Origin of the sequence: Pseudomonas sp. GV071, from assembly GCF_003050835.1 — a bacterium.
Lineage (GTDB): Bacteria > Pseudomonadota > Gammaproteobacteria > Pseudomonadales > Pseudomonadaceae > Aquipseudomonas.
The window spans coordinates 223,562-237,658 of sequence record NZ_QAOJ01000009.1 but is presented as its reverse complement, the minus strand read 5'-3'; the positions used below and the strand labels follow the sequence as shown (position 1 = coordinate 237,658).

Sequence of the window (14,097 nt, the reverse complement as noted above, 5' to 3'; positions counted from 1 at the left end):
CACGCGATGGCCAGCTCACTGTCCTTTCTGGGCACTATTCACACTGCAATCAGCCTGGTGCCGGTGGTGGCCGGCGCCTACGGTTTTGTCCGCGACGGGCGCATCAGCCCCCATAGTCGCGTAGGCGACTGGTACCTGTACGGCATGCTCGGTTCGGTATTCAGCGCCTTCGGCCTGTCCAGCACCGGCGGTTTCAACAGCGGCCATGCCCTGGGCATCATCGCCCTGGCGGCGATCTTTTTCGGCCGCCATATCCATGCCGTGCAGCGCCTGGGCAACGCCCGCGAGTACCTGCAAACCGCGAGCATGACCTTCAGTTACCTGGTGCTGATGATCCCGGGGCTGAACGAAAGCCTGTCGCGCCTGCCCGTGGGCAACCCGATTGGCCATGGGCCGGACTCGCCGGAAGTGAAATTGGCAATTGGCATTGCCTTCGGGATTTTTTTGCTGGGCTTGGGGTATCAACTGCTGCGCTTACGTGGACGGCGCGTCAGCGCCTTCGCTTCGTAGGGGCGTCGATCAGCCATTGACCACCGTACCGCCGTTAACGTGAATAACCTGGCCACTGACATAGCTGGAATCGGCGCTGGCCAGATACACATAGGCCGGCGCCACTTCAGAGGGTTGCCCCGGTCTGCCCATCGGCGTGTTGCTGCCGAACTGGGCGACTTTTTCCGCGCTGAAGGTCGAGGGAATCAGGGGCGTCCAGATCGGCCCCGGCGCCACCGCGTTGACCCGAATACCGCGTTTGGCCAGGTTCAGCGCCAGGGAACGGGTGAACGAGGTGATCGCGCCCTTGGTCGAGGAATAATCGAGCAGGGTCGGGTTGCCTTTGTAGGCGGTGATCGAGGTGGTGTTGATGATGCTGGCGCCGGCATTCAGGTGCGGCAGCACGGCCTTGGTTAGCTGGAACAAGGCGAAGATATTGGTGCGGAAGGTTTTCTCCCACTGTTCTTCGCTGATGTCTTCGAGGTTGTCCTGCGGGTGTTGCTCGCCAGCGTTATTGACCAGCAGATCCAGGCGCTTCCATTCGGCCAGGCAGTTGTCGACAACGCCCTGGCAGAAGCTTTTGTCCGCCGCATCGCCGGCAAACAGCAGGCAGCCACGGCCCAGGGCGTGGATCTGGTCGCGGGTGTTGGCGGCATCGTCGTGCTCATCCAGATAAACAATCGCCACATTGGCACCCTCGCGGGCAAAGTGCAGCGCCACGGCGCGTCCGATACCACTGTCGCCGCCGGTGACAATCGCCACCAACCCTTCGAGCTTTCCGGCGGCCAGGTAGTACTCGCTGATGGTTTCCGGCTGCGGCTGCATCTGCGCTTCGCTGCCGGGTTGCTCGGTCTGGTGTTGGGGTGGCAGGGTTTGTTCTTCGCTCATTGTTCCCTCCAAAAGTAATGGCTTGCCAACGTCCCAACAGCAATGGCTCCTCACCGTCATCCCAGCGCAGGCTGGGATCCAGTGTTGCGCAGGAGAGCGGTGTATGCCGCACGATTCTGGGTCCCAGCCTGCGCTGGGACGACGGGGTATATCACACCGGCTTCGCACCCAGCTTTTTCCACTGCGCGCGGGTGATACGTTGGCGGTTGTGGTAGTCGTGCCAGGGGTCTTGCTCCAGGCTGTCAAGGCGCTCGCGCAGGTTGTCGACGGTCCATTGCGCGGCATTTTTCAGATCGTCCAATTCTTCACGACGAATCGGCACCGACACCGGTAAACCCGGCCGCGCACGTACCGAGTAAGCACTGGCCGTACTGGCGCCGCGCTGGTTGCGCAGGTAGTCGACAAAGATTTTTCCGACCCGGTTCTGTGGCCCCATCTTGTCGGTGAAGCGCTCGGGAATCTGTTGGGTCATGAATGTAGCCAGGGCCTTGGAGAAGGCTTTGACGCTGTCCCAGCCGGCCTGCTTACGCAGCGGTACGACGATGTGCATGCCCTTGCCGCCACTGGTTTTCAGCCAGGCCTGCAGGCCCAGTTCGTCGAGCACCGCCAGGGTCAGGTTGGTCGCTTCGACCATGCTGCGCCATGGCAACGCCGGGTCCGGGTCGAGGTCGAGAATCAACCGGTCGGGTTTATCCACCGTGGCGCTCCCGGCGCCCCAAGTGTGCAACTCGATGCAGCCCATCTGCACGGCGCCGATCAGCGCCGGCAGGCTGTCGATCTGCATCAGTTGGGCGTGGCCGGGGTCGATTTTTTTGTCCAGGTGGGTGATATGGGGAATGGCCAGGTGCTGGGCGTGTTTCTGGAAAAACTGCTCGCCCTCGACGCCATCTGGCGCACGCATCAGCGACACCGGGCGGCCTTGCAGGTGCGGCAGAATCCAGCGGCCGATGTCGTGGTAGAACTGCGCTAACTCGACCTTTTGCGTGCCGCTCTGGGCATCAATCACCCGCTCGGGGTGGCTGATGGATACGTCATCCAGGCTCTGCCGCTGCTTGCTGGCAGCACTGGCTTTAGCCTTGGTCTTGCCGCTCGGCTTGCTGGATGTGCTCGGCGGCGCCACTGCCTGTTCACGAATGATCTGCCTGGCCGGTTTGTCGGTTCGCTCGGCAATGAACGAGGCCTGGCGCACCAGCCCTTCACGGGTCCATTCGGCAAATTCGACTTCGCCCACCAGGGTCGGCTTCAGCCATTGCACGCCACGCGCCAGGGCGGCGCTCAGTGGTTTGGCCAGGGGTGTATCGGCGCGCTGCAGTTTTTCCATCTGCTTGAGCAAGTGCTGCAAGCGTTGCTCATCAAAACCAGTGCCGACGCGCCCGGCATAACGCAGCTTGTCGTCTTCATACACGCCCAGCAGCAGAGCACCAAAAGCACTGCGGCTGCCCTTGGGTTCGGTGTAGCCGATCACCACGAATTCCTGGCGCTGACGGCATTTGAGCTTGATCCAGTCATCGCTGCGGCGCGACACGTAAGGGCTGTTGGCGCGTTTGCCGACCACCCCTTCCAGGCGCATGGCGCAGGCGCTTGCGACGATGTCCTGGTGGCTGGCGGTGAAGGCTTTGGAAAAACGTAGCGGCCCGCGTTTGTGCTTGAGCACTTTTTGCAGCGCATCACGCCGTGCTTCCAGCGGCTGTTGGCGCAGGTTCTGGCCATTCAGGTACGGCGCATCGAACAGGTAATAGAGAATCGGCTGGCTCTGGCCTTCATCGAAAGCATTTTGCAGCCCCTGAAAATCCGGGAGCCCTTCTTCGTTGAGCACCACCACTTCGCCGTCCAGCCAGGAATCACCGAGCTGCAACGAACGCAACGCTTCCACCTGCTTGGGCAGGCGCTCCGTCCAGTCGTTGCCGTTGCGGCTAAACATTCGCACCTCGCCGCCCTGAATGCGCGCGAGCATGCGGTAGCCGTCGAACTTGATCTCGTAGATCCACTCACCAGCCGGCGGCTGGGTAACCAGGGTGGCCAGCTGCGGTTGGAACTTCTCGGGGATCTCGCCGTGGGGGTGGTTGGCGGCCTGGGTGTCGGCGGCGCTGACCTTGCCGGTGGATTTAGCCTTGGCTTTTGCCGGCTTGCTGGCGGCTTTTTTCGCCGTGCCCACCTCGCCACCGCTCAATACGCTTTTCGGCAGCTCATCGACCACGCTGTATTCGCTGGCCGGGCGGGCGACGTCATCCTGTTCTTTGATCAGCAGCCACTGCTCCTTGTCGCCACTGCCCTTGAGCCGGGTGCGCACCAGGGCCCAATCACCGCTGAGCTTTTCGCCCACCAGGGTGAACTTGAGCTTGCCGCTTTTGTAGCTGTCCAGCGGGTTGCCCTGGGGCTGCCAGACGCCCTGGTCCCATACGATCACATCACCCGCGCCGTATTGGCCCTTGGGAATGCTGCCCTCGAAATTGGCGTAACCCAGCGGGTGATCTTCAACATGCACGGCCAGGCGTTTGTCTTTCGGGTCGAGGCTCGGGCCTTTGGGAATCGCCCAGCTTTTCAGGGTGCCATCCAGTTCCAGGCGAAAGTCGTAATGGAGGTGGCTGGCGTCGTGTTTCTGAATCACGAAACGCAACGCGCCGGGGCTTTTGCGCGGCTTGCGGCCAGTGCTCTCGGGCGGCTCCGAGGTGATGCTGAAATTGCGTTTGCGGTTGTATTCGCTCATGGCCAAGCCCTCGGCGCCTTAACTCGCCTTGCTGGTTTTACTGGTTTTTTTCGGCGCTGCTTTGCTGGCCGCCGGTTTGCTCGCTGGCGCCGATGCGGCCTTGGCCTTTTTCGCCGCCGCCGGTTTGCCGCCCAGGCTGCGTTTGAGCAGTTCGGTAAGGTCGATGACATCGGCGCTGCGCCGGCCTTCTTCGCCCGGCACCTGTTCGACGGCTGCGATCTTGCCTTGCTGGGCCTTCTGTTCGACCAGTTGCATGATCTTGTCGGTGAAGCTGTCCTGATAGTCGTCCGGGCTCCAGTCGCCACTCATGTCCTTGACCAGGCGTTTGGCCATGTCCAACTCGGCTTTGGCCAACTTGGCGCCGCTCACCGCCGCCGGCAGTTCGAGGCTGGCCAGGCTGCGCACCTCACTGGGCCAGCGCAGCATCACCAGCACCATGGCATCGTCGATCGGCATCACCGCGGCCAGGTGCTGACGGGTGTGCAACACCACCAGGGCCAAGGCCACTTTCTGTGTGCTGGCCAGGGTTTCGCGCAGCAAGGCGTAGACCTTCTCACCGCGTTTGTCCGGGCTCAGGTAATAGGGGGTGTCGATGTTCTGCAGGGGGATGGCTGCGCTGTCGACGAAGGAGAAAATGTCGATGGTCTGGGTCGAGGTCGGGTGCGCTTCGCGGATCTCTTCCTCGCTGAGCACCACATAACGGCCCTTCTCGTACTGCACGCCTTTGACGATGTTGTCTTTGTCGATTTCCTTGCCGGTGACCTTGTTCACCCGCTTGTAGCCGACCGGGTCCATGCTGCGCTTGTCCAGCCAGTCGAAGTCCACGCCCTGCGCAGAAGTGGCCGAGGTCAGCGCGACCGGAATGTGCACCAGACCAAAACTGATCGCACCTTTCCAGATGGCTCGTGGCATGGCGTTGCTCTCCTGTTATCTATCGGGACGGGCTAGGCGGCGGCAGTCACAACATCACCCCATCGCTATAGGTCACGCGGTCCAACTGGGTGATATCGCTGATTTCGCGCAGCATGTTGTCAGCGGCAGTTTCCGCTTCGTTCTCGCACACGCAGCCCGGCACTATCACCCACAGCACGCGCACTTCGGCGCCCATGCGTTTGGGTTGGTACTCGATCAGGCCCACGTAGTTGTGCCCTTCTTTCATCGCATCGGTCCAGGCGATGCAGGTGTCGAAATCGCGAAACATGGCGGCGTCCCCCTTCTCGTGCCTTATCTGGCTCACAGGAATTGGGACGGCGGAGGGAAAAAAGAGTTGCAGTTTTGTTTGCCGCGCCTGTTCGCCGAAGTTCACCGAATTAAAACGGCGCTCCGACCAAAAGATAGGTAATAAGTTTTCGCCGTTGGTCGGAAGTTGCCGTTTCGCTTGGTCAATTAATGGCGCATGGCCAACCCCGAACTAACCTGTCGATGGCTCTGCCACGACCCCCCTATTTGATTGCACTTAATTAGCAGCAAAGTGCCATCACATGCAGCAGAAGGATCTGTGTCAGCAACAACTTCCCCCTGTTATTTATCGGCGTGAAAGTACGCGGATGGGCGGTAGCCTTGCGCCTTTAAAGCACGATTTATCAGCGAGATAGCAAACTAACAAAGCCTGCTAACGAAGTGTTAACGCAGCGTTACAGTTACACATGGAACTTATGTACCAACTAACCGCTATATGTAAGCCGCATTAAAAGTGCTAGCCAATTAATGGCACTTAGGCAACTAACGAAGTGCCCCCTATTTAGTTCCGCTATATACCAACACCTGCCAAGGAAGAGTTAGCCGTACTTGTCGTCGGGCGGGTCCTCTGCATCGCATAGGAGTCGGCGTTATGGTTCAAGTCAGTTATCCCGGTGTGTACATCGTCGAGAAGGCCAGTGGTGTTCGCACCATTACCGGAGTGGCCACCTCGGTCGCCGCCTTTGTCGGCTACACCCGCAAAGGCGTGCCCGACAAGGCTGTGGCCATTACCAGCTTCGCCGACTTCGAGCGCGGCTATGGCGGGCTGGACCGCGACAGCCCGGTGTCCTACGCGGTGCGCCAGTTCTTTCTGAATGGCGGTACCCAGGCCCTGATCGTGCGCGTGGCCAATGGCTACGGCAGTGCCGGCTGGGTGCTCAATAACGGCGCCGCAGCCGCTGCCCTCAATGTCACAGCCGCCAGCCCCGGTGGCTGGGGCAACAGCATTCGTCTGAGCGTGCAGCACACCGGCGTGCGCAACCCCGACAGCGACTTCAACCTGGTGGTGCTCGACGGCACCACGCCGCTGGAAACCCACCGCAACCTGAGCCTGGACAGCAAATCGCCGCAATACGTCGAGTCAGTGATCAACCACGCCTCGGCCTATATCCGCGTCAAGCGCGATGCGGCGCTGGTGTTCGGCGACAGCGGCCAGGCAGTGAGCGGCGCGATCACCTTCCCCCTCGACCCAAGCAACAACACCCTGGGCGGCACCCTCGACGGCACTACGCCTTTTTTGCTGACCCTGGAGGACGGGCCGTGGGCCGATATCGGTGACCTGGTCACCGCCGCCAACGACGCGATCATCGCCGCCGGCCTGGCGGCCAAGCTTCAAGCTTCGGAAACCGGTGCAGACGGCCAGGCCGGTAACGACCACCTGAGCCTGCAATCGCTGACGCCTGGCGAGTCGTCCAGCGTGGTGATCGCCGGCGGTGCCTTTGGTGGTTTAAGTGCTCTGGCGCAGCTCGGCGCCGCCAATGGCGGGCGCGAATTCGCTGGCGCGGTCGAGCACCGGCCGGCGGTGGTCAGCAACGTTGCGCCGGCCGCTGCCGGTGTGGATGGCAACCGTGGCACGGCCACCGACCTGGTGGGCAGCGAGTCGGATAAAACCGGCATCTATGCCCTGCTCGACGCCGACCTGTTCAACCTGCTGCTGATTCCGGAAACCTTCGACATGATCGGCGGCCAGGAGGCCGGGGTGATTCCCGCCGCCATCGCCCTGTGCGAAGCGCGCCGGGCCTTTTACATCGTCGACGCGCCGGCCAACCGCATCCTCAGCGATATTGGCAGCTGGGCCAACAGCGCCTCACAGTCGCGCAACGCCGCCACCTACTTTCCCGCCGTGCGCATCGTCGACCCCCTCGACGGTTTACGCCCGCGCGCCATGGCCCCCTCCGGCACCCTCGCCGGGGTGTACGCCCGCACCGACGCAACCCGTGGCGTGTGGAAAGCCCCGGCCGGTACCGATGCCAGCCTCAACGGCGTACTCGACCTGGCCCTGCCGGTGAACGACCTGGAGAACGGTCAGATAAACCCGCTGGGCATCAACGTGCTGCGCAGTTTTCCCGCTTACGGGCGGGTCGCCTGGGGCGCGCGAACGATGAAAGGTGGCGACGCCCAGGCCGACGAATACAAGTACATCCCCATCCGCCGCCTGGCGCTGTTCCTCGAAGAAAGCCTGTACCGCGGCACCCAGTGGGTGGTGTTCGAACCCAACGACGAACCGTTGTGGGCGCAGATCCGCCTCAACCTCGGCGCGTTTATGAACGGCCTGTTTCGCCAGGGCGCGTTCCAGGGCAAAACCCAGCAGGAAGCCTTCTTCGTCAAGTGCGACAAGGAGACCACCACCCAGGCCGACCGCAACCTCGGCATCGTCAATATCCAGGTCGGCTTTGCCCCGCTGAAACCCGCGGAGTTCGTCGTTCTGTCCATTCAACAGATCGCTGGCGATCTGCAATAAAGGAGTCGGACCATGGCCCAATTCGCGGTTAACACCCATCGCTTCGACCCCTACAAGAACTTCAAATTTCGCATCAAGTGGGACGGCCGTTACGTGGCCGGGGTGAGCAAGGTTGGCGCCCTGAAACGCACCACCGAAGTGGTCGAGCACCGCGAAGGTGGCGACCCCTCCACCTCGCGTAAATCGCCGGGGCGCACCAAATACGAAGCCATCACCCTCGAGCGTGGGGTCACCCATGACCTGGAGTTCGAAGCCTGGGCCAACAAGGTCTGGCATATCGGCACCGGCCTGGGCGCGGAAGTCAGCCTCAAGGACTTTCGCAAAGACCTGATTCTCGAGGTGTACAACGAAGCCGGCCAGGTGGTACTGGCCTACAAGCTGTTCCGTTGCTGGGTCTCGGAATTCCAGGCGCTGCCTGACCTCGACGCCAACGCCAATGCCATCGCGATCCAGACCCTCAAGCTGGAAAACGAAGGCTGGGAGCGTGACAGCGAAGTGGCCGAACCCTCCGAACCGGCGCTGGTGGGTTGACCGACATGGCGCGGGCCTTTGGTGCACTGGAAGACCTCGACCTGGATTTCGCCAGCGCCGACCGGCCGCAGTTGGTCACCCAGCTGCTGGCTCAGTGCGCGACGCCCCGGGACGCGGCGTTCTGGTGGGCGCAGCCGGTCAGTGGGCGCACTGCCGCGTTGCTGCAAGTGGCCGCGCGCAGTGAAAACCTCAGCGCCTTGCCGTTCAGCGCGCAGTGCAGCTTGTGTGGCGAGCCGTTCGAATTCGAGTTGCCGCTGGCGCCGTTACTGGCCACCGCCATCGACCCGGCGCCCCTCAAGGTCGAACTGCACAGCCGCACCCTGGCCCTGCGCCGCGCCACCGGTAACGACCTGCGCCACTGGCGCGCGGCGCGGCCGAGCAGCCAGGAGCAGGCGGTGCAGTTGATGCTCGACAGCCTGCTGCTGGAGGGCGAGGTGCAGGCCGAAGACCACGCGCCGCTGGCTGCCGCCCTGGCCAATGCCGACCCGCTGGCGGCCTTTGCGGTGGCCTGCCAATGCCCGGCCTGTGGCGCCGACCGCGAGGTGGATATCGACCTCGACGCCGCCGCCCTCGCCCGCCTGCAGCAACGTCAACGCGCCTTATTGCTGGATATCCACCGCCTCGCCAGCCGTTACGGTTGGAGCGAAGCCCAGGTGCTGGCGATTCCCGCGCCGCGGCGCGCGCACTACCTGGCCTTGATCGAGAGCCATCATGAGTGACTACTTTGCCGCGCTGCTGCGGGCCAGTGGCCTGAGCGGGCAGCCGTTCGCCGCGCCGACGGCGGACCTTGGGTTAGAGGAGTTGGAGGCGTTTTCGACGCCTACTGCCGGGGTGCCTCAGGCCAGGGCTGAAACGGCGTTAAGCCAGCCGGTAGCGGTGCCGCCAGCACCTGCTGTCGTTCAAGTTACCCACCCTGAATCCAGCACACCGGCCGTTAGCCAGCCGAGCAACCCCCTCAGCCAACCCGAGCGTGCACCTGCTGCTACCAGCGAGGCGTCGGTGCCGGAGATTAAAACCGAGGCTCAACCCGTAGTTGCCGCCGCCGTCAGCCAACAGGCGCTGGTGCAATCGGTACTGCGCTGGGTTGCCAGCGATCCGCAGCAAACGCCTGAGTCCGTCACGGTGACCAACACGCTTGCTGCACCGACGAGCCTGATGGTTTCTGTCAGCGAAACAGCGACCACTGCGCCGGTCGAATTGGCGCTGAACCGGCATACCGAATCGCAGGTGTTGGCGTCTCAGCTTACTCAGCCAACTCAAGTCCAGCAGGCAGCACTTGGCGATGCGTTAGCGACACCCAGCCACCCTGTTCTGGCGCCTGACCAGCCAGCGGCCGCCGTCATTCTGCAGCCGCTTGAACGCCCGACTGAGCCCGCAGAGCAACCCATCAGCATCTCCATCGGCGCCATCCACCTCCGCGTTGATGCCCCTGCGCCCCCGGCGCAACCGGTCGCTGCGGTAAAACCCGCGCCAAGCAAAACCGCTGCCGCCCCACGCACCGCCGTCACCGCCCGCAGCGGTTTGAGCCGTCGTGCGCTGAGGCCACTCTGACCATGGCCCTCGCCGATTCCGGACGCGCCATTGGTGCCGTCACCCGCCTGCTGCAAGACCAGCTGATTCGCCGGGGTTTCGAGGTGGCCATTGGCAAACCGGAACAGGCGGCGAAAACCGACAGCAGCAACCAGAAGCTCAACCTGTATCTGTTCGAAACCGCCTTCGACGGCCACCTGCGCAACCAGGTGCTGCGCGACGGCGAACGCCCACCGCTGTGGATGGTGCTCAAGTACCTGCTGACCGCCTTCGACGTGGGCGAAAACAGCGACAGCGCCGCCGCCCACGACCTGCTCGGGCGGGGTATCTCGGCGCTGCAGGAACTGGCCTTTCTGCGCCTGGACGCGCTGGTGGCCCTCGATGTGCGCAAGGCCCTGGAGAACAACCCGGAGCCGCTCAAGCTGAGCTTCGACGATGCCCCGGTCGAGCTGATTGCCAAGACCATGCAGGGCAGCGACGAGCGCTATCGTTTGTCGGTGGCCTTCCAGGTTCGCCCGGTGCTGATCGTGCCCGCTGCCCTGCCCCGTGGCGCGCTGCTGGTGGGCGTCGACTACAGCAGCGCGGCACAAACCGTGATCGGCCGGGACGGCGTGCAAATCGATGTCACGGCGTCCATGGGCGCCACCCTGCTGCGGGTGGAGCCAGCCCGCTTTGAACTGGGTGCGCCCTTCACCCTGTACGGCGATGACCTCAATTCCAGCAGCCACGAGGTGCTGCTCGGTGACGTGCCGCTGACCATTCTCGAACGCGCTCCCGACCGCCTGCGGGTGCAAGCCCAGGCAGCCAACGGTGCGCCGCTGGAGGACGGCACCCGGCTGTCGGCCGGCGAGCTGCCGTTGGTGGTGCGCCGGCGTCTGCTCAACGACCGTTTCCGTTCCAGCAACCTGCTCGCGGCCAGTCTGCTGCCAACCCTGACCTCGGCCAACCTGGTCGGCAGCGACTTGCAGTTGCAGGGTTTGTTGCTGGGTAAACACGACGACGATGTCACGGTGCTGTTCTACCGCCAGGTCGATGGCGCCACTGTGCACCTGTTCGACACCTTCACCGCCAGCGCCGATCAGCAGACTCTCACCGTACCCGGCGCGGCCGTCGCGGTGCCGGCTGGGGCCTACCAGGTGATTTTGCGGGTGAACAACCAGCAGGCCCAGGGCAGCCCTCTGGTGAACCTGCCATGAGCGGGTTTGTCCCCGGCCTGCAGGCGGACGACGCCTGCGCCCGCTACTGGCTGGGCCAGGTCACGCTGCGCCTGCGCCGTGAAGTCGGCTGGCTGTGGCGCGAGCGCGGCGACCAGGGCACGGCGGCGTTGCCCGCCGAGGTCAACAGCACCCTGTTCGCCCTCGACCTGCAGCGTTACCAGCACGACAAACAGCAGTTTTTTGCCAGCGACAGCACCGCCCGTTACCTCAGCGAGCAGCTCGACGACGCGGCGCCCACGGTCGACGGCGCCCAGGGTTCGTTTGCCTGGGTGGTGGCGCAGTTGCAGCTGAACGCGGTGGAAAGTTTTGTCCTCGCCCTGGCCTTGCTGCCCAGCCTGGATAGCGCTGCGGGCGCGGTGATCGCCTGCTGCCAGAACGACAGCAATCGCCAGGCGCCGACCCTGGCCCTGGCCCAGCGCCTATGGCACGCCCCGGAGCAATTGCTGCGCTGCCTCGACCCTGGCCATCGGTTGTTCAGCCATGGCCTGCTGCAACCCATCAGCGGCTGGGATGCACCGTTGCAGGTGCCTGTTCTGGTCGCCCGCCAGTTGCTGTTGGCCGACGGCGAGCTGCCGGCGGCCTTGCACGGGGTAACGGCTACCGACCAGGCCTTGCCCGAACAGGCCGCCGCGCGGGTGCGGGCGGCGTTGTTACGCACCTCGACGGGACTGCAGGTTCTACCGCTGTTGGGCGCCAGTGACGCGCCGCTGGCCGAGGTAGCCGCTGCCTGCAGCGCCGAAGCCGGGCTCGGCACCCTGCAACCGAGCCATGCGCTGGCGCCGGAACAACTGGCCGCCGCCATGACCGTCAGCTGGTTACGCGGCTGCACCCTGTACCTGAACGCGCGTGACCTTGGCGATGACCACGGCCATGAGCCCGCCCCCATCAGCCTCCCGCTACCGGCCTTGCCCTTGCTGCTGTGGCTGGGCGCCGAAGACCTGGCCCGCCTCAAAGGCCTGAGCCACACCCTGCCCGCCCTCAGCCTGGCGCCGCTCAGCTACCCGCAGCGCCTGGCGTTGTGGCAGCGGCATTTGCCCGAGGCACCGGCCCTGGCCGAACTGGCGCGGCGTTTTCGTTATGAACTGGGCGCGATTCAACGGGTGGCTGCCGAGGTGCACGCCTTGCCGGCAGCGCCGACCAGCAGCCAGGTGTTCGCTGCGGCGCGGGCCGACCTTGATCTCGGCAACCTGGCGCAAGCGGTGCAACCACGTTTTGCCCTCAACGAGCTGATGCTGCCGCCCGCCCAGGCCACCCAGCTGGACGAAATCATCGCCGCCATGCGCAACCTGACCCGCGTACACCACGACTGGGGCACCGCACGGCCGTGGAACGAAGGCGGCCTGGCGGTGCTGTTCGCCGGCCCGCCCGGCACCGGCAAGACCATGGCCGCCGAAGCCATCGCCCACCAGCTGGAACTGCCGCTGTACCGCATCGACCTGTCGCAGGTGGTGAACAAATACATCGGTGAAACCGAGAAGAATCTGCGCCGCCTGTTCGATGCCGCCGACGCCGCCGACCTGATTCTGTTCTTCGACGAAGCTGACGCCCTGTTTGGCAAACGCAGCGAAGTCAAAGACGCCCACGACCGTTACGCCAACCTGGAAATCAGCTACCTGCTGGAGCGCATGGAGCGCTGCAAGGGCCTGACCATCCTGGCCACCAACCGCCGCAAAGACCTCGACGAAGCCTTCCTGCGGCGCCTGCGCTTTGCCATCGAGTTCCCCCTGCCGGGCGCCGATGAGCGCCTGCGGATCTGGCGCAGCGTGATTCCGCCAGGGGTGGATGCCAGCGCCCTGGACCTCGACTTTCTCGCCCAGCGCTTTGCCCTGGCCGGCGGGCACATTCGCGGCATCGTGTTTTCCGCCTGCCTGCAAAGCGCAGACGACGGCGCGCCGCGGCGCCTGGAGATGCCGGCGGTGGTGCGCGCTATTCAACGTGAATACCAAAAACTCGACCGGGCCAACAGCCTCGACCAGTTCGGGCCATACGCCGAACTGGTCGCGGGCCAGAGGGTGGAACGATGAGCCAGGAATCGAGGCTGAAGCCTCTCCCACAAGGCAGCGGTGTGGCCATGAGCGTCGCCATCGAGGCGTTGCATCTGGACCTTCGCGGCATCGCGCCGGACACCGCCAAAGCCGCTGTGCGTCTGCTTGGCCCGGCGCTGGCGCGAGCGTTACGGCAACCGGGTGAGATCACCCTCAGCCACAGCAGCAGTGCTGAAGAGGTGGCCAGTGCCATTGCCCATCAACTTGCCCGCCGCCTCGGGAGCCTACAGCCATGACCCTGCTGCGCGGCGCATTGATCGAGTACGGCACCAGCCTGATTGGCCCGATTCCCAATGTGGTGATCTTCCAATTCAACCCCGAGTCGCTGTCGCGCTCGCTGGATATCCCGCCACGGCCCGGCGGTGCCACACCGCGTGAAGCCACCCAGGCCGGGGAAAAAACCGTGGAGAAAATCACCTTCAAGGCGCACTTCAGCGCCGCCAATATGCTCGACGAAGGCAAGGTGCTGGCGCAGTTGTTCGGCATCGGCCCGCAACTGGCGGCGCTGGAGAAGATGGTTCTGCCCAGCGCCAAACTCGCCGGCCTGCTGGGTGCCGCGCTGGACGCCATCGGCGGTGCCCTGGGCGGCGGTGGCGAGGCGCCGCCGGCGCAACCGATCCCGCGGGAAAAATACCCGCGCATCCTGTTTATCTGGGGCCTGACCCGGGTGCTGCCCGTGAGCATCGACTCGATGAGCATCAACGAACTGGAATACGACGCCCTGCTCAACCCCACCCGCGCCGAAGTGGACCTGCAACTGAGCGTGATCGCCGTCGACGACTGCTCCGACGACATCCTCGCCAAAGGCGCCCTGGAATATTCGACCCTGGCCAAAGAAGCCCAAGCCATCGCCAACCTGGCCAATACGGCCGAACAGATTGTTGAGTTGATCCCGCTGTGAATGGCGGCGCCCGAACGATTTATCGCGGCTGAAGCCGCTCCTACGAGCGCGCGCTGTACCCGTAGGAGCGGCTTCAGCCGCGATGCTCT

The 14,097-nt window shown here is 64.0% G+C and carries 13 protein-coding genes; 9 read left to right on the top strand and 4 right to left on the bottom strand.

Features of this window, described 5'->3' with window-relative positions:
- Positions 1 to 6: 6 nt before the first annotated feature.
- Entirely contained in the window at positions 7 to 510 is a 504-nt protein-coding gene (locus C8K61_RS18625) for a hypothetical protein (RefSeq protein WP_108097774.1), read from the top strand.
- Between the two features lie 9 nt (positions 511 to 519).
- Here the strand turns inward: C8K61_RS18625 and C8K61_RS18620 are convergent, their stop codons facing one another.
- From C8K61_RS18620 to C8K61_RS18605, 4 genes are all read right to left on the bottom strand, one after another.
- Positions 520 to 1,377, bottom strand: a complete 858-nt coding sequence (locus C8K61_RS18620; protein WP_108097773.1) for an SDR family oxidoreductase — start codon at positions 1,375 to 1,377, stop codon at positions 520 to 522.
- A gap of 151 nt (positions 1,378 to 1,528) precedes the next feature.
- Complete coding sequence (gene ligD / locus C8K61_RS18615; RefSeq protein WP_108097772.1) at positions 1,529 to 4,084, bottom strand: DNA ligase D; 2,556 nt, start codon at positions 4,082 to 4,084, stop codon at positions 1,529 to 1,531.
- An 18-nt stretch (positions 4,085 to 4,102) separates the two neighbouring features.
- The gene (locus tag C8K61_RS18610; protein ID WP_108097771.1) at positions 4,103 to 4,996 is read right to left on the bottom strand and encodes a Ku protein; all 894 of its coding nucleotides are present in this window, start codon (positions 4,994 to 4,996) and stop codon (positions 4,103 to 4,105) included.
- A 46-nt stretch (positions 4,997 to 5,042) separates the two neighbouring features.
- On the bottom strand, positions 5,043 to 5,285 hold the full coding sequence (locus tag C8K61_RS18605; RefSeq protein ID WP_108097770.1) for a hypothetical protein: 243 nt from the start codon (positions 5,283 to 5,285) through the stop codon (positions 5,043 to 5,045).
- A 630-nt stretch (positions 5,286 to 5,915) separates the two neighbouring features.
- On the opposite strand from C8K61_RS18605, the gene C8K61_RS18600 reads away from it, so the two are divergent.
- From C8K61_RS18600 to C8K61_RS18565, 8 genes are read left to right on the top strand one after another with little or no spacing between them, the layout of a single operon-like run.
- Positions 5,916 to 7,784 carry a phage tail sheath C-terminal domain-containing protein gene (locus tag C8K61_RS18600; RefSeq protein WP_108097769.1) on the top strand — a complete coding sequence of 623 codons (1,869 nt, stop codon included), beginning with the start codon at positions 5,916 to 5,918 and terminating at the stop codon, positions 7,782 to 7,784.
- Positions 7,785 to 7,796: 12 nt separating this feature from the next.
- On the top strand, positions 7,797 to 8,315 hold the full coding sequence (locus C8K61_RS18595) for a phage tail protein (protein ID WP_108097768.1): 519 nt from the start codon (positions 7,797 to 7,799) through the stop codon (positions 8,313 to 8,315).
- Positions 8,316 to 8,320: 5 nt separating this feature from the next.
- Complete coding sequence (locus tag C8K61_RS18590) at positions 8,321 to 9,034, top strand: hypothetical protein (RefSeq protein ID WP_146174305.1); 714 nt, start codon at positions 8,321 to 8,323, stop codon at positions 9,032 to 9,034.
- Entirely contained in the window at positions 9,027 to 9,866 is an 840-nt protein-coding gene (locus tag C8K61_RS18585; RefSeq protein WP_108097766.1) for a hypothetical protein, read from the top strand. Before C8K61_RS18590 ends, C8K61_RS18585 begins: the two co-directional genes overlap by 8 nt.
- Before the next feature lie 2 nt (positions 9,867 to 9,868).
- The gene (locus C8K61_RS18580; RefSeq protein ID WP_108097765.1) at positions 9,869 to 11,041 is read left to right on the top strand and encodes a Pvc16 family protein; all 1,173 of its coding nucleotides are present in this window, start codon (positions 9,869 to 9,871) and stop codon (positions 11,039 to 11,041) included.
- On the top strand, positions 11,038 to 13,086 hold the full coding sequence (locus C8K61_RS18575) for an ATP-binding protein (protein WP_108097764.1): 2,049 nt from the start codon (positions 11,038 to 11,040) through the stop codon (positions 13,084 to 13,086). The genes C8K61_RS18580 and C8K61_RS18575 overlap by 4 nt, the downstream gene beginning before the upstream one ends.
- Before the next feature lie 47 nt (positions 13,087 to 13,133).
- Entirely contained in the window at positions 13,134 to 13,343 is a 210-nt protein-coding gene (locus C8K61_RS18570) for a hypothetical protein (RefSeq protein ID WP_108097763.1), read from the top strand.
- On the top strand, positions 13,340 to 14,008 hold the full coding sequence (locus C8K61_RS18565) for a hypothetical protein (RefSeq protein ID WP_108097762.1): 669 nt from the start codon (positions 13,340 to 13,342) through the stop codon (positions 14,006 to 14,008). The genes C8K61_RS18570 and C8K61_RS18565 overlap by 4 nt, the downstream gene beginning before the upstream one ends.
- The last annotated feature ends 89 nt before the right edge of the window (positions 14,009 to 14,097 follow it).